The following is a 17,974-nucleotide window of genomic DNA, read 5'->3' as shown; positions in this document are numbered from 1 at the left end:
CGAACGTCGACTGCTGAGAAGTGGTCGTTTTGGGCCCCGTAAACGACAGTTACGGAGCAGTCGATGGGGTCGGTACGGGGTCATACCGGATCTGGGCGCCCGCGACGAATGCCCGGACCCTGGCATCGTCCCAGATATGCGCGGGCACCGCCCCGCCGAGCAGCTTCCGGGCGAGTTGGGGATCGTCGCCGAAAGGCTCGTGACTACCGGCCATGATCATGTTTCCGTACCGCCGCCCCTTGAGCATCGCGGGGTCGGCAATGATCATGGTGTGCGCAAAGGTGTCTGCAATGGTGGCGGCGTCTTCACGGGCGTTCTTGAGGTCCGGGGCATCTCCGGAATTCACCACATAAAGCCCGCCAGGAGCCAGCACCCTTTGCGCATGATCGTTGAATTCGCGGGTTGTGAGGGCCCTCGGAGTGAGGGCGCCGGAGAAAACGTCCCGGATGATGAGGTCGCGGGTGCCCGGAGTGAGGCCTTCCGTAACCTCCCTGGCTTCGCCGACCCGGATTCGAAGCAACGGGGCCTTCGGGAGTTCGAACCAGCCGCGCACATATTCGGCCAGCTTGCCGTCGAGTTCCACCACCACTTGGCGTGCCTCAGGGTAGGCGGCGTGGAAGTACCGGGCCAGGGAACAGGCTCCGCCGCCGAGGTGCAAGGCACGCAGCTTGGGTTTGGATGGGCGCGGCCATTTGGACTCGACCAACGCAGCAATCCAGCGCATGTACTCAAAGTCCAGGAACAGCGGGTCCGCGACATCGATGTGCGAACTCATCACGCCATTGATCCTCAGAAGCCAGCCGGTGGAATTGTCCGGATCTGCCACGAGTTCGCAGTCGCCCGTGTCGATGTAGTAGACACCCGCCACGGGACCGTTCGGTTTCGTGCCCTCGGGCACCTCGATAACCCCGCCAGCTTGCCCGGGGCCCCTGCCCTTGCCGCGCTTCGCCACTACAGCTGCCCTGTTTCGGTCATGCTTCAACCCTAGTTGACGCCGGCGCCGTGCGGTCAGCCCCCGACGGCGGTGCGAACCTCCTCCTGGTCAGCCCCCGACGGCGGTGCGCACCATCCGGATTTCCGGCAGCTCGTGCCAGTCCGGGGGCAATAACTGGCGCCTACCGTCGGCCCGGAATCCATTCTTGCGATAGAAAGCCTGGGCGCGTGGATTGTCCTCAAGCACCCACAAGTAAGCGGCAGCGTTGCCGATAACCGCGTCGACCAATGCTTGCCCCACGCCCAAACCGTGAACACGTCGCAAGGTGTAGATCATCTGCAGTTCCAGCTCGCATGGCGAATCCTCATCGCGGGACTCGCCGGCAGAAGCGATGCCCACCACGGCACCGTCGGGATCATGGGCGAGCATCGGGCTGTAAGAGCCACCCAACGCTTCCCGCTGCCGCTCGATCCGAGTGTTGATAGTGGCCTCACGGAAGGCGAAGAACTCCTCGGGCAGGAGGTGCCCGTAGCTTTCCCGCCAGGCAGCCAAATGCATGCGTGTCAGGGCCTCAACATCGTCCACCATTGCCGGGCGGAGGGTAAATTCCATGCGCACAGCCTAACCTCACACCACCCGGGCTATCGCGAAGCCGTCCCAGCCCTTGGATCCAACCGTCTGGATTGCCGTTGCGTCAAGGCGCGGATCCTTGCCCATCATCTCCAGCGCCCCCACGATGCCAGGGGCATTCACCTCGTCCATGGAAGGATCCAGGATGGCGCCCTCCCAGATCACGTTGTCCATCACGATCACCGTGCCCGGCCTCCCGAGCCGAATCGCCCAGTCCAGGTAGGTGGAATCGTTCTCCTTGTCGGCATCAATGAAGACGAAGTCGAACGGGCCGTCCCGTGTGGGATCATCGGCCAGCGCCGCAAGCGTCTCCAACGCCGGGCCGATCCGGATATCGACTTTGTGGCCGATCCCAGCCATGTCGACGTTTGCCCGGGCGATTTCAGCGTGTTTCGGGAGGTATTCGCACGTGACCAGGCGGCCGTCGTCGGGCAGCCCCTGGGCCATCCAGATCGCACTGAAGCCGGCAAGCGTACCTATTTCCAGTACGCGCCGCGCGCCGGACAGCTGCACCAGGATCTTGAGCAGCTTGCCGGCGTTGGGCGCCACCTCGATGGGAGGCATCCCGGCGTCGAGGGCGGTCTGCACGGCGTGTTTGAGCGCAGCGTTCGGGCGGACGACGGCGGTGGACAGGTAGTCTTCGACGGCCACCCAGCCGGGCTGGGCCTTGTGTTCAAACATGGCCCCAGTCTGGCACCGGGGATGGGGAGGAGGGAAGGACCGGCCACTCCGCTTGTCGGCAAGGAGGCGTCCGGCACCGTCGTAACTGAAGGTGTCCGAGGACTCGCGCTCTACCACCCGCGCGTGTTACATGAACAATGGAAATCATGAGTGTGAGGGACCGAGTCAGTGAGCACAGGCGCCGGATGCGTGAAGCAGGCTTCCGGCCGATTCAGGTGTGGGTCCCGGACACCCGCTCCAGGTCCTTCGCTGAGGAGGCGAAGCGGCAGAGCGCCATTGTGGCGGAGTCCGACCGGCACGAGGACATTCACGAGTGGATCGACGCGGTTTCCGTGTCCTGGGACGAGGAGTGAGGAGCGAGATCTGGACGGTGGCCGGCGGGGAATACGCCTCCAAGCCCCGACCGGCGCTGGTCATCCAGGATGACCGGTTCGAGGACGTGGGCTCCGTGACGGTAATCCCGCTGACCTCCACCCTGAAAGATGCGCCGCTGCTGCGGATCCCGGTGGAACCCTCCGCCCGGACGGGCCTGACGCAGAAAAGCCAGCTCATGATCGACAAGCTGACCACTGTGCCCCTGGCCAACACTCACAAGCGGTTGGGGCACCTGACGGCAATGGAACTGGTCGCAGTGGAGCGGGCACTGCTGGTCTTCCTTGGCATTGCCTGACCTGGATCTCCGCACGGCGCGGCGCGCCCTAGCGATAAACCGCAACCCCTCCAGCTCACCGAGCACCCGTGCGAGCTCCGAAAGGAAGCGGCTATCCCTCGTTGATCGCCCGCTCCAGCCGCTCGACTTTGCCCGTAATCTCGCCCGCATATCCCGGCCGGATATCCGCTTTGATCACGAGAGAAACGCGGCTGCCATACTTGCCCACCGCCTCGGTGGCGCGCTTCACGACGTCGAACACCTCATCCCACTCACCCTCGATGGTGGTGAACATGGAGTCCGTCTGGTTGGGGAGCCCGGATTCGCGGACGATCTTCACGGCCTCGGCAACGGCGTCGTGCACGGAACCGTCCGCGGAGGCAGAAACGGCGCCAGCAGCGGGCTGGCCGGACGGGGCAACTGAAAAGGCAAGCAACATGAATCCAGTCTTTCACGCGCAAGAATGTCACAAAAGTGATTGGAGCCCCTCCGTTGCTACTGTGAACAGCATGGACCGGCCCTTGGAACGCAAGCCACTTAGAGCTGACGCTGCGCGCAATGTAGACAAGATCATCACGGCGGCGCGTGAGTGCTTCCGTGAGCTGGGCCCGGAGGTCCCGCTCCAGACGATCGCCGCCACCGCGGGAGTTGGCCCGGCTACCTTGTTCCGCAACTTTGCCGACAAAGAACAACTCGTCTTAGCCTCGCTGTCGCGGCAACTCAGGCTTCATGTGGACCCGGTGGTGGAAGAATCCCTCGCCGGCATGGATGCCGCCGTCGGGCTCATCAACGTGATCGACGCCGTGGTGAAGGTTGCCAGCGAAGACGCGAACCTGCTGGGCGCCGTCGCCGGCCGCCGCGGACTCTTGGTGGGCATCACGGGCGGCTTGATCGATTCCATGGCTGAACTCCTTAGCCGCGGCCAAGGCCAGGGTTCGCTTCGCCGGGACATTTCCATTGAGGACATGGTGCGCCTTGTTGCCATGCTGATCGGCGCCGTGGACACCATGGAGCCGGGATCCCGCGCTTGGGAACGGCCGGTTGCACTGCTCGAGGACGCCATCCGCACCGAACGGCCGTCGCGCCCGCTGCCGCAACAGACCCCGATCCCCGGGATGATTTTCCAGTAATCAGCGCACGACGGCGTTGCGCGCTGCGGCGACGGCTGGCACCACGCGCGTCGCGGTCAGCGCCAGCCGAGCAGTCGCAGGCCCGCCGCCGCGGCTGATCCGACAATGACCACCACAAGGAACGGGGCCCGGAGCCACAGCGCGACGGCGCCCGCAGCCAGTGCACCGAGCCGGGCATCGAAGGCCAGGGACTGCCCGGACGCTACCGCGTTGACTACGGTCAGGGATGCCAACAGGCCGATGGTGATGGTGCCGGCCACACGCATCATCCGGGGACTGCGCAGTAGTTTCGCCGGAACGAAATAGCCCGAAAGCTTGGTGAGGTACGCCAGCCCGCAGGCGATGAGGATCCAGAGCCAGAGATTCATTGGGCGTTCCTTTCGCGGCTGGCAGGATCCGCGTCTGAATGGCTGTGCGGGTAGGGATCGAGGTCCGGCTCCATCCCTTCGTCACTGCGCCCGTGGCTGAACCAGCCAATGGCCCCAGCCACGACGGCGGCCACAAGGATGGGTACGCCGGCGGGAACGAACGGGACCGCAACGATGGTCGCCAGTGCAGCGGCTGCGGCAATCGCCCACGGTTCGCGGCCCTTGAGCCTCGGCCACAGCAAGCCCAGGAACGCGGCCACGGCGGCGCCGTCGAGGCCCCACTGCTTCGGGTCACCCAAGGCATCCCCGGCCAGGGCTCCGACGGCCGTGAAAATGTTCCACAGCACGAAGATGCCGATGCCGGCGGTCCAGAAGCCGCGGCGTTGTTCATCCGGATCGGTTTGGCCTGACGCCGTGGCCGTGGATTCATCGATGGTGATGTGGGCTTGCGGGTACTTGAGCCAACCGCGGGGACGCAACAGCGCATTCATCTGCATCCCGTAGATGCCGTTACGCAGGCCCAGTAGAGCGGCGGCGGTCATGGCGGCAATGCCGGAGCCGCCACCGGCCACGACGCCGATGAACGCGAATTGCGAGCCACCGCTGAACATGAGCAGGCTGAACGCCATGGTCTGCCAGAAAGTGAATCCGGAGGCCGAGGCCAAGGCCCCGAACGAGATCCCATACAAGCCCGTTGCGATGCTGATGGAGAGGCCCACCTTCATCGCCGGGGATTCGAGGAGTTTCATTCGCCCCGTTTCGCTCCAGCCAGGCTCCATGCCCACAGGATCAGGGGGACCTGCAAAGGCAGGCGCAGTGTGTGTATCCGACGGGCGGACGCGCTTCCGGCGGGAGAGTAGGCGCGGCGGAGCGCGTCAACGTGGCCCGCCAGGAATGCCGTGAACATCAGCGTGGTGCCGAAGGCTGCGGCCTTGCGCGTGGCAGGAACGAGGAGCCCGACGGCGGCAGCCGCCTCAAGCAGTCCGCTCACCGCGATCCACTCCTCCCGGGACATGAGCGCCAGGGCGCCGTTATGCGGTGCGGCTGCGTTGTCGTTGCCTTGGCTGCCTTCGAGTTCGGAGCGCCCCGCCGCATGGTCCTCGCGGCAGAGATAGTCCGGGACCACCGGGGCGAAGAAACTCGGCTGCTGGAAGTGCTTCCGAGCACTGACGAGCAGGAGTGCACTCATGGCCGCCGCGGAGAGGGTCTGGGTTGTCCGGGCGGACCGTGATAAACGCATGTCTTCATGCAACCACAGCCCCGCCCGGCGCGGTAACCGGAAGGTAGCTGGCAGGACATCAACGGTCCGAAAGCATTCAAAATACTGGACCAAGTTCAGCATGATGCATATTTTGTTCCTGGCCGGACCTGGCGCCGACCACCGCCACCCTAAAGCTGGGCGAGGACCTGCGCGGGCTTGTTCGTGGTGATCTCGTGGATGCCAAGGCCTTGGCACAGGGCGACATCGTTCTCCGAATCAACGGTCCACACCCGGAAGCGGCGGCCGGACTCAAGCCAGCGCTGGACGGTGCGGGCGTGCTTGCGGACGTAGTCAATACCCGGGCCGGCCAGCCCAACTTCGCAGTCGTCCAGGATCCGTTCGCCCTCCTGCTGGGCTGCCTTCATCACGTTGGCCACCGCTCCCCCGGTGAAGGCGCCCAGACCGAGCTCATCGCGGACATCTTCCACCGTGACGTCGTCCACGAGCTGGCAAAGATGCTCCGCGGGCACGAACTGGAGCAGGTGCTTAATGGAATCCGGGCTGAAACTCATGAATGAAACCTGGATGTTGTCCACCATGGAGGTCTCTGCATCCCAGCCCTGGCCGCCCAGGAGTTCCAGCACGCGGTCTTCAAGCTTGAGCTGGTAAGGGCTCGGGTGCTTGAGCTCAATGGCCAAGCCGATGGCCCTGCCGGCACCGCGGAGGATATCCAGCAACTCCGGTAGCGTCAGTAGCTGGTCCGACTTTGCGCCGTACTGATCCGGAATCCGGGCGCCCTTCCAGGAGGAGAAGTCCAGCTGCCGCAGCTCTTCGAGGGTCTTTTCAGCCACGGGACCAGTGCCGTCCGAGGTACGGTCCAGATTGGCGTCGTGAAGCAGGACCACGTGCTGGTCACGGGTAAGGTGCACGTCGCACTCGACCCCGTCGGCGCCGTCGGCGATTGCCTTCAAATACGCGGCACGCGTGTGCTCCGCAAAGGCGGCACTGGCTCCGCGGTGGGCGTAGACCATGGGTCGCGTGTTTTGATCCGTGCTTTGGTCCGGACGACCGGGCGTGTCATTCGTCATGGGGACACCGTAGCCCACGCCCACGACGGCGACGGGGCTACGCTGGGCACATGCAGGTGAACTCTGAACAAATCCCGGCGACGGACAGCGATAGCGACCCCACTGGGGAGGCTACCGGGCGCACAGGTGCCAGGAACCGCTCCACGGTCGCGGCCGGCGTCGGGCAACGAAACACCGACGCCGAAAAGGCCGCCGCCCTGCGTCGGATGAAATCGGTGGCACTGGCGCTCCTGATTGTGATGGCGGTGGTCTTCACCGCAGCTTTCGCCTTGCAGAAGCAGTATCCGTGGCTGGAATATGTCCGGGCCGCTGCCGAGGGCGGCATGGTCGGAGCGCTGGCCGACTGGTTCGCCGTGACGGCCCTGTTCAAATACCCCATGGGCCTGAAAATTCCGCACACGGCCATCATTCCGCGGCGCAAGGACCAGATCGGGGCCTCGCTTGGGGAATTCGTTGAAACCAACTTCCTGTCCGAGCAAGTGGTCCAGGAGAAGCTCGCGAGCGTCGACATCGCCCGGAAAGCCGGCATGTGGCTGGCTTACCCCGGCGGCGCCGAGCGGATCGCCAAGGAAGGCTCAGCACTGATCCGCGGAGCGTTCACCGTGTTGAACGACGACGACGTCCAGGCCGTGATCGAGGGCATGGTCCGCAAGCACCTGCTCACTCCGCCATGGGGACCGCCTGTGGGCCGGATGGCGGAACGGATCTTTGCCGACGGCCATCATCACAAGCTGGTCGACCTATTGGTTGACCGCGCGGCGGATTGGGTGGAAGCGAACCACTCCACTGTGAACAGGCTCGTGTCCGACCGTTCACCCCTCTGGGTTCCGTCCTTCGTGGACGACATCGTGGGCGACCGGGTCTACAACGAAATCGCCAAGTTCATCCGGGCAGTGCAGCAGGACCCCGATCATCAGGTGCGCCGATCGATCGATACATACCTGAACGATCTTGCCCAGGATCTTCAGCACGATCCCGCAATGATTGCCCGGGCCGAGGTAATCAAGACCCAGTTCCTTGGCGATCCCGAGGTCCGCGAACTTGCCTCCCGCACGTGGGGCACCATCAAAAACGCGCTGCTCACCGCCGTCGACGATCCCGACAGCGAGCTGACACGGCGTTTCGAAAGCGCCGTCCGGGACTTCGGTTCGCGGCTTGTCAGGGATGACGAACTAGCGGGCAAGGTCAATGCGTGGATCGGTGATGCCGCCGGCTACCTTGTCAAGACGTACCGCTCCGACATTGCGGGTGTCATCACAGAGACCGTCGCGCGCTGGGATGCCGAGGAAACCTCGCAAAAGATCGAGCTCCAGGTCGGTAAGGACCTGCAGTACATCCGCATCAACGGCACCGTAGTGGGATCGCTGGCTGGGCTCGCGATCTTCGCCGTGGCGCACTTGGTGTTCGGCTGACGCGGGCTTGTCCGGCACGCCAGCTAGGGACATGCCCACCCCTGCCGCGAACCAACGGACATAACCCCAATATGTCCACTACTTGCAGCGAACGCAGCGCATGTCCCCGCGGAGCGGAGCGTCAGCCGAGGAAACGGATCCGCTGGCCGGGGCGGGCTTGGCCGAACAGGTCCAGATCCGGGCGCCGCACCACGGCAATCACCGGGTAACCACCTGTCACTGGATGATCCGCCAGGAATACCGTGGGAAGGCCCGACGGCGGCACTTGAAGTGCGCCGAGCACCATGCCTTCGCTGGGCAGTTCCTCAAGCCGGGTCTGGGTGAGCGGCCGGCCCATCAGCCGGGCACCGATCCGGTTGGAATCTGGCGACAGGATCCATTCCTGGCTGACGAGCCGGCGCCAGGAATCATCGTCGAACCAGTCTGCGCGGGGGCCTCGGTCCACGCGGGCCGCAATGGCGCGTCCAGGATCAGGGGCTCGGCGGATAGCGGGGAGGGCATACACATCGTTGAGGATCCCCACGCGGGCGCCGGAGCCTGTCCCGGAAACCCAGCCATTGCCCGCGGAAACACGCCCGATTCCCACATGCTCACCCGATTTCAAGGGTGCGGGACCTTCACCGGAGAGCATGTCCGTACTCCGCGAACCGAGCAGTTGAGGGGCGTCGATGCCGCCCTGTACAGCCAGGTAATACCGGAGTCCGAACAGCGGAGCACCGAAATCCAGCACAGCGCCCGGAGCCACCCGTATGGGCTGGTTCAGCGGAATCCCGGCACCATTGAGCGTCACGATCCCCTCGGCGCCTGCAACCGCGACCGTGGACGCCGTGACGAACCGCAGGCGAAGGCCGCCCAGCAATATTTCCAGCCCAGCCGCTCCTACAGGGTTCCCCACGAGCAGATTGGCAAGCCGGAGCGCTTGCCGGTCCAAGGCGCCGGATGGGCTCAGCCCCAAGGAAGCCCAGCCATTCCTGCCGAGGTCTTCCACCAAGGTGAGGGGGCCAGGGTTCACCACTACAATCCCCATCAGGCCTCCACGAAGCGGACCCGGTCCCCCGGGCGGATCAGCGCGGGCTCAGGCTTGGACGCATCCCACAGCACGGCCATGGTGGTTCCTATCAATTGCCATCCGCCCGGCGAGGATCGCGGGTAGACGCCGCTGAACTCGCCCGCCAGGCCAACAGAGCCGGCCGGTACGCCGGTGCGTGGCGTGTTCCTTCGCGGAACACCGAGCCGCTCATGCGTGGTGACCAAGTACACGAAGCCCGGGGCGAAGCCGGAAAAGGCGCCCGTCCACTCCGACTCCGTATGAAGCTTGACCATTTCGGCCTCGCTCATGCGGAGGAATTGTGCCGTCTCGGCAAGGTCGGGGCCATCGTAGGAAACCTCGATGGTCACTTCGCGGCCCGAACTGAGGACGTCGTCTAGCGGCTCCGCGGCCTCCAGCCACTCGCGGACTTCGGATGGACGTATCGTTCCGGGATCGAAAGTGACAAGGACGGTGCGGGCGGCGGGCACGACGTCGATGATCCCCCGGGGAACTGCCAGGCTCGCGGCCGCGCCGGCCCCGGTCAGCCCGCGGTAGTACGCGACGACGGCGGTCAGGTCGGGCAGTTCCACCAGGAGTGCGCTGTCGCCACACGGCAAAAGGGTCCGGCCTCCAGCGCCGGGCGAACCCGGAACCTCAGGCGAAGGATTCAATCTCCACTCCGGCTTCCTCAAGGCCAGCGCGCACCGCCGCAGCAAGCTCGACTGCGCCGGGGGTGTCCCCATGGATGCACAACGAGTCGGGGTCCACCCGCACCACCGTGCCGTCCACGGCCACAACCTCGCCCCGTCGGGCAAAGCGCACCGCTCGCTCAACCACCGCGGCGGCGTCGGTCACCACCGCTCCTTCCTGCGAGCGCGGCGCCAAGGTTCCGTCCGGCATGTAGCCGCGGTCCACGAAGGCCTCCCGGAATACCGGGTGCCCGGATTCTTCGGCCAGGCGCAGCAACGCCGATTCCGGCAGGCCAAGGACTGGAAGCCCCGGATCGTAGGCGTGAATCGCGGCAACCACAGCTTCGGCCTGCTCGACGTCGTGGACGATCCTGTTGTACAGGGCGCCGTGGGGTTTGACGTAGTCCACCGAGGCGCCCACGGCATGGGCCATCCCATCCAGGGCGCCGAGCTGGTAGAGGACATCGCCGAAGAGCTCATCGAAGGACATGTCCATCGATCGGCGCCCGAAGCCGTGCAAATCCCGGTAGCCCACGTGGGCGCCGACCCGGACGTCGAGCTCGAAAGCCGCACGGCAGCTGTCCAGCATGGTCACCGGGTCCCCGGCGTGGAAGCCGCAGGCGACGTTGGCGCTGCTGACAATCCGGAACATTGAAGCGTCGTTCCCCATGGCCCAGGAGCCGAACGACTCCCCCGAATCAGCGTTGAGATCCACTATTTCCGCCTTCCAGCGCGTTCTGGTGGGCAGCTGGGAGCAGCTCGCCCGGGATGGTGTCCGGCATAGGACCGAATGCTTCCCTCGCCGAGGCCGCAACGCCACGACCCATGGCGCGGTTCCCGACCCCGCCCACTACGGCCCCCACGCCGAAAGGCAATGCACGGCCGAGGAGGGCGGCACCTTGGCGCCTGACGAGGCGCTTGAGGAATGCGCGCTGGATGGCATCGCGAATGACTCCGAATCCTCCGCCCGGCAGCTTATTGGTCAGAGTCCTGCCCCAGGCCTGCGTGACGCCTTTGCCTGTGCCGAGCGAATGTCCGCTCAGGGCTCCCAGCAGGGCGGTGCCTTCTTCGCCGAGCATGATGGCCATGACCATGGTTCGTGCACGGTCCGGATCGGTCATGCGGATGCCGTGGAGTTCGGCCAGGGAAGCCGCGTAAAGCGCGGTTCCCTCCAGGAATCCGATGGTGGCAACCGCGGACAGGCCAAGGGAGGCCGCGGTGCCAATACCGGGCACGACGGCGGTAGCCCCGACTGCGGCACCCCCGCCTGTGACTGCGGCAAGGTAGTCCCGTTCGAGTCTGGCGGCCAGCTGCGCCGCTGTGGCATGCGGGTACTTGCGCTGCAGGCGGCGCAGGTTCGCCAAAACAAGGGGACGTTGGACCTCGACGGCCCGGAGCAGCACGTTGTGGACACCGGGCTTGGCATTTCCGCTGGCGTCGAACATGGCGTTGTGGGCCGTTTCCTGTGCGATCCTTACTGCCCGGTTGGGTCGCTTTGCCATTCTTCACCTCTGCATTCAGCCGTTGGATTCGTTCGGTAGTTCCTTGCCTAGCCTAGGCCACACGCCCCTTCCCCGGCGTAGACTTTAAGGCGTTCGCGGGAACAGTCCAACGAAGGACAGGGGAGTATCCGGAATGGAAAAGGCAACAGAGCCCAACGAAGTCCGTCACCACAGCGACGCCCCGGCCGAAGGGGAAACCGAGGGTTGGGTCCCCCACGATACCGGCCTACATAGCCAGGAACCCGCGGAAGGACCGGATACCGACGACATCACGGCGTAGTAGCGTTCAGCCTGCGAAATCGGGGGCCGGAAGTGGCTTCGCACGGGATGCTCATCTCCCCAGGGGATACTCAACCGGGGCAATTGTTGGCGCGTGTCCTTGAGGAATTGCGCGCTTTGGAGAAGCACGACGCCGCGAGCTTCCGCGCAGTCCGCCGCAGGGTTTCGGCGGAAATCGCCGCAATGGACGCCGCCGTCGTCTTCAATCTCGCCGAAGGGCTCGTACAGGCGGGCTTTGCCTGGGAGGGCTGGGAGTTCATCAATGCCCATCAGGCTGCTTTCGCTGAACTCACACCGGCCCGCCTTGAATACTTGGGACAAGGCATCGATACCTGGGGCCAGGCCGATGCCTTCGCGACCGTGTTGGTGGGTCCCGCGTGGCGCGAAGGCCTCATCTCGGACACCGACGTTGACGGCTTGGCGCGGAGCCCGGACCGTTGGTGGCGGCGCATAGCGCTTGTCTCCACTACCGTCCTCAACACGAGGTCCCGGTGGGGAACGGGCGATACGCAAAGGACGCTCGCCGTCGTCGGCATCTTGATCAACGATCGAGACGACACTGTGGTCAAGGCAGTCAGCTGGGCGCTGCGGTCCTTGGTGCCGTGGGATCCACGTGCTGTCCGGGCTTTCCTTGAAATGCACGAGACCGAGCTTGCCGCCCGTGTGAAGCGCGAGGTACGGACCAAGTTGGAGACCGGGCTGAAATCGCGCCGACGCAGTGTTCATGGCACCGACTTTTCCAAATGAAACATCCACTGTTAGCGGCGCTATGCACATAACCTTCATTTGCTTGCCTGCGGCTGGCCATGTGAACCCGACATTGCCGGTGGTGGCCGAGCTGGTTCGCAGGGGCCACCGGGTCACGTATGCCACGTCGGCGAAGTACGCCAAGGCCGTTGAATCCGCCGGCGCCGCGTTCTTTCCCAGTGGAGAGGACCTGGCGGCCTTCCTCCCCCCGCGAACGCGTTCGGCTGATGGCCAGGCACGGTCGGAGGGCGCTCCGGCGCCGGTGGAGGGTGGTCCGGCGCCGTCACCGATGGCGGGAATGTTCGCCGGCATGCCGTCCGGAATGATGTCGGGACTGCTGGAGCGGATCCTCAAAGGCGCAAGGGAAGAGTTTCCTAAGCTGCTTGCCCGGCTAGCCGAGGACCCGCCCGACGGGGTGGCCTACGACGCCATGACGATCTCAGGGAAGATGGCAGCCGCGAAGCTGGCCTTGCCGGATATTGCTTTGCTTCCGAGCTACGCCACCAATGAACATTTCTCGATGCGGGACCTGATGCCCGGCCCGCCGTCGCCAGGCGTGGTCGAGGCCTGGAAACAGGCCGCCCAACGGATCAACGATTTAGCGGCGGAGCACGGGGTGGGTCATCTGCAATTCATGGGAGGCCCTCCCGCGTCGTTGAATATCTCCTTCATTCCGAGGGAATTCCAGCCTTCGGGAGAGACCTTCGATGCGAGGTTCCACTTCGTGGGCCCCTGCCTTGGCCTGCGGGGCAAAGAGGAAGCCTGGCAGCCCAAGGTGTTGGACAGTCCGCTGTTGTTCGTCTCGCTGGGCACCACGCCGCTAAATGATCGCCCGGATTTCTTCCGGATGTGCGTGGAAGCGTTCGCGGGCACCCGCTGGCAGGTTGCCATGGCAATCGGAGAGCGCGTCGAGGAGTCCGAGCTGGGGGAGATTCCGGAAAACGTCGAGGTGCGCCCCTTCTTTCCCCAGCTGGAAGTCCTACCCCACGCCGGCGCTTTCCTCTCCCACACCGGGATGAATTCGACCATGGAGGCACTCTATTTCGGGGTGCCGTTGGTGGCCTTCCCGTTGCAGCCTGAACAGCATGCCAATGCACGCCGGGTGGAGGACCTGGGACTCGGACGGCGGCTCCCCCAGGAGGGGCTTTCCGCCGAACTGATCCGGGAGACGGTCATCGAGGTCAGCGAAGATCAGGCGATCCGCGGCAACCTCGAGGCGATGAAGGCGCGCGTCCGCGGTTCCGGGGGCGCGCCCGCAGCGGCGGACGCCATCGAGGACTTTCTTCTGAACCACGTTCCGCGGGACGAGGAGGCCCGTCCTCGTCCCGCGTAGAACCGTTCGGCTAATCAGACCCGCGCGTTTCCGATCACCGGAAGCCCCGCCGTCGGGAAGAGGCTCGGGAAGATCGACGGTTCGGGGATCGGCACTTCGTCGAGGGGCACAGTGACCCTCTCGACGCCGACGACGATCCGCTCACCGCGCACGCTCAGCTCCAGGGGCTCGGCACCGACGTCGGCCGCTGAACCGGCAGCACCGGGAACCAGCGCAAGGCTGATGGACCCGGGAAGGAGCTCGACGGACAACAGCCGCCCACGGATCTGTAACCGGAAGGACAGGCTGTCCCACCCGGCGGGCAGCCGCGGGTCGAAGTGCAGGGCCTGGCCCTGGTCCCGCATACCGGCGAAGCCGCACACCAAGGAACTCCAGATACCGCCCGTGGATGCGATGTGCACGCCGTCAACGGTGTTGTTGTGTGTGTTGTCCAGGTCGATGAACAATGCCTCGGTGAAGTGCTTGAGCGCGATGTCGGAGTAGCCCACCTCGGCCGCCATGATTCCCTGCACGCAGGCGGACAAGGTGGAGTCGCCGGTGGTGATGGGATCGTAGAAGTCGAAGGCGCGCTGCTTTTCCTCGGGTGTGAAGTCTTGCCACTGCAAGAACATGGCCAGCACCGTGTCCGCCTGCTTGAGGACCTGGTGCCGGTAGATCACCAACGGGTGGAAGTTGAGCAGCAGCGGGTACTTGGACCGCGGCGTGGACCAATCCCACGGCTCCAGGGTCATGAAGTCGTTGTCCTGGCTGTAGATCTGCATGTCCGGATCGTAGGGAAGGGACATGCGTGCGGCGGCCTGCTGCCACACCATGCGCTCGGTTTCCGGCACGTCCGGGTGCTCAAGCGCCGCGGCGGCCCGCAGGTTAAAGCGGGCCATGACATTGGTGTAGAGGTTGTCGTTGACCACGGCGGTGTATTCGTCCGGACCGGTCACGCCATGGATGTGGAACAGTCCGTCCTTGCCGAAGAAGCCCAAGGAAGCCCACATGCGCGCCGTTTCGATCAACAGGTCGGAGCCTACCTCGGCGCGGAAGCTGGCGTCGCCACTGGCCCACTGGTAGCGGTTGGCGGCGAAGGAAATCGCAGCGGCGATGTGGAACTGCGCGGTGCCGGCGGCGTAATACGCGCTGGCCTCAAGCCCGTTGATGGTGCGCCAGGGGAACAGCGCGCCCTCCACACTCAGCTCCTTGGCCCGGATCCGGGCATCGGGAAGCATGGCGTGGCGTGATTCGAGGACCTGCCGGGCAGCCACGGGATTGGTGTACGTCAGGTACGGCAAGAGGTACACCTCCTGGTCCCAGAAATAGTGGCCCTCGTAGCCGGAGCCGCTGACGCCCTTGGCGGGAATGCCCGCGACGCCGGCACGTGCTGTGGCTTGGGCAAGCTGGAAAAGGCTCCAGCGGACGGCCTGTTGCTGCTCGGGCTGACCGCCGATGGTGATGTCTGCGGTAGACCAGTAATCGCGGTAGTGGGCTGCGCCTTCGGCCAGGAGCGCATCGAACGGCAGGAGGCCCAATTCGGCATCGGACGCCAAGATCTCGCCCGCTTCCGCCGCGCTTGCGATGGCGCCGTTGACGACGTAGCTGACGCTCTTCTCCAAGCGGAACGTCTCGCCCTCATTCACGGCCATGACGTAGCGGACCGAGGACTCGTCCTCCCCCACCACGGTTTCGAACGGCTGGACTTCGGCGGAAATCCAGTGGTCCACGGCCATGCCGATGCGCTGCCGGGATTCGGCGGTTTCCCAGGCCAAGCGCAGGGATCCATCGGAGCCTTGGAGATGGAGCGGGAGCAACACCCGGCCGGCGTGGCGGCCCGAGCGGCGGGGATCGTGCGCCGACTGGTCCTCCACGGGCTGGTCCTGCCGATTGATGACCAAGGACGTGATGTCGGCAGAGACCTGGCGGTCCGTGGTGAGGCTCAGCTCGATGCCAAGGGAACCCCTGGATTCGAACCCGACGGCGCGGCGCTCCACCGTGGTGACGATCGCCCCTGAACGGCACTCCCACGTGATGGCGCATTCGTACACGCCCGTGGCGAAGTCGATGCTGCGGCGGTAATTCCGCACCGCGGACTCTGCCAGGCTCAGCTGCTCGCCGTCGATGACGACGTTGAAGTTGTTGGCGTCGGGAACGTAGACGATCCGCTGTCCCGTGCGGGCGAAGCCATAAGCGTTCTCGGCGTGCTTGATGTCCCACGTCTCGTGGAAACCGTTGATGAACGTGCCGGGAAGTTCGCTGTCCGCTGCCGCCCAATGGGCGCCGCGGATGCCCAGGTGGCCGTTGCCGAGGCTGAAAAGGGTTTCGAGCGTACCGGCGTCACCGGGAACGTGGATGCTCTCCACGAGCTTCCACGGTTCGCAGGGGAAGCGCAGCCGGTCGGAGCTGATGAGTGCCATGGACTGTTGGGTTCCTTCTGTTTCTGGTGAAACGGCTTGGTTATAGGAGATCTTCGAGGTCATCGACCACGAAAGTCGCTCCGGCGTCGAGCAGTGTCTGGTGGCCCGCCCCCCGGTCCACCCCGATCACCGCGCGGAAGTTCCCGGCGTTCCCCGCCTGGACGCCGGACACTGCATCCTCGACGACGACGCAGCCCGCGGCGGGAACGTCCAGCAGCTCGGCCGCGTAACGGAACGTTGCCGGGTCCGGCTTACCGGGAAGCCCGACGGCGGCAGCCACCTGGCCATCCACCACCACCGGGAAGTAGCCGTCCAGTCCCGCCGCCTTCAGGACGGCTGGTGCGTTGCGGGAGGATGACACGACAGCGAGCTTGAGTCCCAGCTCCAAGGCTGCGTGGATGAAGCGCACGGAGCCCGCGTAGGGCTCGACGCCGCGCGAATCCACAATCTCGTTGAAGATACGGTTCTTCCGGTTGCCCAGGCCCTGCACGCTGGTGTTGGCGGGATCGTCGTCGGCGGGTCCTTCGGGCAAAGTGATTCCACGGGAGGTGAGGAAATCCCGCACGCCGTCGAAGCGCGGCTTGCCGTCGATGTGGTCGAAGTAGTCGCTTTCCTGATAGCCGTCCGGATGGCCTGTTTCGGCCAGGTACCCGTCGAAGAGTTCCTGCCAAGCCTGCTCGTGCACGACGGCGGTCGGCGTCAGCACGCCGTCGAGGTCGAAAAGGAGCGCGGTGGCGCCCGTCCAGGCGTTCTTCTGGGTGGCTCGGGTATCAGTCATGGTGTGGAGTGGTCCGTTCAGCGCTGGCGGCGCGTGGTTTTGCGTTCAATGAGCTTCGTGTCAAGGAAATGGTTGGAGGGTTCGTGGGGGGCGTCGGCATTTTGGAGCCGGTCCACCAGCAGGTTGGCGGCGAAGGCCCCCTGGTCCGCCACTGGCTGAGCCAGCGTACTTAGGCCAAGGAACCAGCTCATCGGATGGTCATCGATTCCAATCACCGAGACATTCTTCGGGGCGGACAGTCCATGCTCACGCAAGGCCATCAACGCTCCGAACGCCGCCTCATCGCAGTGCGCGAAGACTGCCGTTGGGAGGCTTCGGTGCGCAATGAGTTCATTCATGGCTTTGCGTCCACCGTCGATCGTGGAGTCCGAGTTGATGACCAAGTCCGGATGAACGGTCAGGTGATGGTCTTTCAACGCACGGCTGAATCCCTTGAGCCTGTCGCTGGCCGTCAGCACCGAGTTCTCTTGGGTTTCGCGGCCGGAAAGCACCGCCAGATCCCAATGGCCCAGCCCCAACAGGTGGGAGGTGGCCCGCCAAGCCGCCAGTTCGTCGTCAATTCCTACGTTATCCCACGGTACGGAAGTCATCCCCACGCTCGCAACTGCAAGGCCGGACGCGGCCAGGAGGGCAACCTCGGATTCGCTCAAATCCACGTTGAGAAGCAACACGCCATCCACGCGTTGGGAAAGCCCGGGAAGGTCGCCGAAGATCTTCCGTTTGACGCTTGACTTGCCGTGGAGGCTGATCAGGACGGTGTCGAAACCGCTGTCTCCGAACACCTCCTCGGCCGCTTCGACGGCCTGGGCGAAGAACCAGGCCGTGGCGGTGGGAGCAATGATGGCGATGGAACGGGTACTTCCGCCGGCCAGCCGGGCTGCCGCGGAAGATGGTTTGTAGCCAAGCTTGGCGGCGGCATCGGCCACTTTGGCCTGTGCTTTTTCGGACACGTTCGGCAGGTTCCGCAGGGCGCGCGAAACGGTGCATATCGACAGGCCGGAAAGAATGGCGACGTCCTGGATTGTCACGCGGTGAGCCTTAACCATTCAACACGGCCTCAACCCTTTCATCTACTGGAATTTAGCGCCACAACCCTTGCACCGCCGAAGAAGAGTGTAAGCGCT

General features: G+C 64.8%; 22 protein-coding genes. 7 read left to right on the top strand and 15 right to left on the bottom strand.

Annotation, left to right across the window (positions count from 1 at the left end; translation table 11 throughout):
- Window positions 1-49: 49 nt before the first annotated feature.
- The 3 genes from J2S96_RS13560 to J2S96_RS13550 form a co-directional block, all read right to left on the bottom strand.
- The gene (locus J2S96_RS13560; protein WP_306864315.1) at window positions 50-952 is read right to left on the bottom strand and encodes a spermidine synthase; all 903 of its coding nucleotides are present in this window, start codon (window positions 950-952) and stop codon (window positions 50-52) included.
- 90 nt (window positions 953-1,042) lie between these two features.
- A complete protein-coding gene (locus J2S96_RS13555) occupies window positions 1,043-1,546 on the bottom strand; it encodes a GNAT family N-acetyltransferase (protein WP_306864312.1) in 504 nt (167 codons plus the stop codon).
- A 15-nt stretch (window positions 1,547-1,561) separates the two neighbouring features.
- Entirely contained in the window at window positions 1,562-2,245 is a 684-nt protein-coding gene (locus J2S96_RS13550; protein ID WP_306864309.1) for an O-methyltransferase, read from the bottom strand.
- 146 nt (window positions 2,246-2,391) lie between these two features.
- Here J2S96_RS13550 and J2S96_RS13545 point away from each other — a divergent pair, with 146 nt between their 5' ends.
- Both J2S96_RS13545 and J2S96_RS13540 read left to right on the top strand, forming a co-directional pair.
- Window positions 2,392-2,598 carry an antitoxin MazE family protein gene (locus J2S96_RS13545; protein ID WP_306864307.1) on the top strand — a complete coding sequence of 69 codons (207 nt, stop codon included), beginning with the start codon at window positions 2,392-2,394 and terminating at the stop codon, window positions 2,596-2,598.
- Window positions 2,595-2,915 (top strand): type II toxin-antitoxin system PemK/MazF family toxin, encoded by a 321-nt coding sequence (locus J2S96_RS13540; RefSeq protein ID WP_306864306.1) that lies wholly within the window; start codon window positions 2,595-2,597, stop codon window positions 2,913-2,915. The genes J2S96_RS13545 and J2S96_RS13540 overlap by 4 nt, the downstream gene beginning before the upstream one ends.
- Window positions 2,916-3,006: 91 nt before the next feature.
- Here the strand turns inward: J2S96_RS13540 and J2S96_RS13535 are convergent, their stop codons facing one another.
- Entirely contained in the window at window positions 3,007-3,333 is a 327-nt protein-coding gene (locus J2S96_RS13535) for a thiamine-binding protein (protein ID WP_306864301.1), read from the bottom strand.
- A 70-nt stretch (window positions 3,334-3,403) separates the two neighbouring features.
- Here J2S96_RS13535 and J2S96_RS13530 point away from each other — a divergent pair, with 70 nt between their 5' ends.
- Complete coding sequence (locus tag J2S96_RS13530) at window positions 3,404-4,024, top strand: TetR/AcrR family transcriptional regulator (RefSeq protein ID WP_306864298.1); 621 nt, start codon at window positions 3,404-3,406, stop codon at window positions 4,022-4,024.
- A 56-nt stretch (window positions 4,025-4,080) separates the two neighbouring features.
- Here the strand turns inward: J2S96_RS13530 and J2S96_RS13525 are convergent, their stop codons facing one another.
- The 4 genes from J2S96_RS13525 to J2S96_RS13510 all read right to left on the bottom strand — a co-directional run bounded on the left by J2S96_RS13525 (window position 4,081) and on the right by J2S96_RS13510 (window position 6,681).
- Window positions 4,081-4,392 carry an AzlD domain-containing protein gene (locus J2S96_RS13525; RefSeq protein ID WP_306864295.1) on the bottom strand — a complete coding sequence of 104 codons (312 nt, stop codon included), beginning with the start codon at window positions 4,390-4,392 and terminating at the stop codon, window positions 4,081-4,083.
- Entirely contained in the window at window positions 4,389-5,141 is a 753-nt protein-coding gene (locus J2S96_RS13520; protein WP_306864292.1) for an AzlC family ABC transporter permease, read from the bottom strand. The genes J2S96_RS13525 and J2S96_RS13520 overlap by 4 nt, the downstream gene beginning before the upstream one ends.
- Window positions 5,138-5,632 carry a DoxX family protein gene (locus J2S96_RS13515; protein WP_306864290.1) on the bottom strand — a complete coding sequence of 165 codons (495 nt, stop codon included), beginning with the start codon at window positions 5,630-5,632 and terminating at the stop codon, window positions 5,138-5,140. Before J2S96_RS13515 ends, J2S96_RS13520 begins: the two co-directional genes overlap by 4 nt.
- Before the next feature lie 149 nt (window positions 5,633-5,781).
- On the bottom strand, window positions 5,782-6,681 hold the full coding sequence (locus tag J2S96_RS13510; protein ID WP_306864287.1) for a glycerophosphodiester phosphodiesterase: 900 nt from the start codon (window positions 6,679-6,681) through the stop codon (window positions 5,782-5,784).
- A gap of 50 nt (window positions 6,682-6,731) precedes the next feature.
- Between J2S96_RS13510 and J2S96_RS13505 the strand changes: the two genes are divergently transcribed.
- Entirely contained in the window at window positions 6,732-8,093 is a 1,362-nt protein-coding gene (locus J2S96_RS13505) for a DUF445 domain-containing protein (RefSeq protein WP_306864285.1), read from the top strand.
- A 121-nt stretch (window positions 8,094-8,214) separates the two neighbouring features.
- On the opposite strand, the gene J2S96_RS13500 is transcribed toward J2S96_RS13505, so the two are convergent.
- From J2S96_RS13500 to J2S96_RS13485, 4 genes are all read right to left on the bottom strand, one after another.
- A complete protein-coding gene (locus tag J2S96_RS13500) occupies window positions 8,215-9,120 on the bottom strand; it encodes a biotin-dependent carboxyltransferase family protein (RefSeq protein ID WP_306864282.1) in 906 nt (301 codons plus the stop codon).
- Window positions 9,120-9,713, bottom strand: a complete 594-nt coding sequence (pxpB, locus tag J2S96_RS13495) for a 5-oxoprolinase subunit PxpB (protein WP_306864280.1) — start codon at window positions 9,711-9,713, stop codon at window positions 9,120-9,122. Before pxpB ends, J2S96_RS13500 begins: the two co-directional genes overlap by 1 nt.
- A 64-nt stretch (window positions 9,714-9,777) precedes the next feature.
- The gene (locus tag J2S96_RS13490; RefSeq protein ID WP_306864278.1) at window positions 9,778-10,527 is read right to left on the bottom strand and encodes a LamB/YcsF family protein; all 750 of its coding nucleotides are present in this window, start codon (window positions 10,525-10,527) and stop codon (window positions 9,778-9,780) included.
- Window positions 10,511-11,314, bottom strand: a complete 804-nt coding sequence (locus J2S96_RS13485; protein WP_306864276.1) for a hypothetical protein — start codon at window positions 11,312-11,314, stop codon at window positions 10,511-10,513. The genes J2S96_RS13490 and J2S96_RS13485 overlap by 17 nt, the downstream gene beginning before the upstream one ends.
- Window positions 11,315-11,447: 133 nt before the next feature.
- Between J2S96_RS13485 and J2S96_RS13480 the strand changes: the two genes are divergently transcribed.
- The 3 genes from J2S96_RS13480 (at window position 11,448) to J2S96_RS13470 (ending at window position 13,673) form a co-directional block, all read left to right on the top strand.
- Entirely contained in the window at window positions 11,448-11,594 is a 147-nt protein-coding gene (locus tag J2S96_RS13480; RefSeq protein WP_306864274.1) for a hypothetical protein, read from the top strand.
- A gap of 32 nt (window positions 11,595-11,626) precedes the next feature.
- Window positions 11,627-12,340, top strand: coding sequence for a DNA alkylation repair protein (locus J2S96_RS13475; protein ID WP_306864271.1), 714 nt, complete (start codon window positions 11,627-11,629; stop codon window positions 12,338-12,340).
- Window positions 12,341-12,401: 61 nt separating this feature from the next.
- Entirely contained in the window at window positions 12,402-13,673 is a 1,272-nt protein-coding gene (locus tag J2S96_RS13470) for a macrolide family glycosyltransferase (RefSeq protein WP_370873105.1), read from the top strand.
- Window positions 13,674-13,687: 14 nt separating this feature from the next.
- Here J2S96_RS13470 and J2S96_RS13465 read toward each other — a convergent pair whose 3' ends face one another.
- From J2S96_RS13465 to J2S96_RS13455, 3 genes are read right to left on the bottom strand one after another with little or no spacing between them, the layout of a single operon-like run.
- Window positions 13,688-16,072 (bottom strand): glycoside hydrolase family 65 protein, encoded by a 2,385-nt coding sequence (locus J2S96_RS13465; protein WP_306864265.1) that lies wholly within the window; start codon window positions 16,070-16,072, stop codon window positions 13,688-13,690.
- 40 nt (window positions 16,073-16,112) lie between these two features.
- Window positions 16,113-16,850 (bottom strand): HAD family hydrolase, encoded by a 738-nt coding sequence (locus tag J2S96_RS13460; RefSeq protein WP_306864262.1) that lies wholly within the window; start codon window positions 16,848-16,850, stop codon window positions 16,113-16,115.
- A gap of 17 nt (window positions 16,851-16,867) precedes the next feature.
- Window positions 16,868-17,878 (bottom strand): LacI family DNA-binding transcriptional regulator, encoded by a 1,011-nt coding sequence (locus J2S96_RS13455; protein ID WP_306864259.1) that lies wholly within the window; start codon window positions 17,876-17,878, stop codon window positions 16,868-16,870.
- Between the last annotated feature and the right edge of the window lie 96 nt (window positions 17,879-17,974).

It is taken from the genome of Arthrobacter bambusae, assembly GCF_030812595.1.
GTDB classification, from domain to species: Bacteria; Actinomycetota; Actinomycetes; order Actinomycetales; family Micrococcaceae; genus Arthrobacter; species Arthrobacter bambusae_B.
Note: the sequence above shows the minus strand (reverse complement) of the source record. Positions and strands in the feature narration are given on the sequence as shown.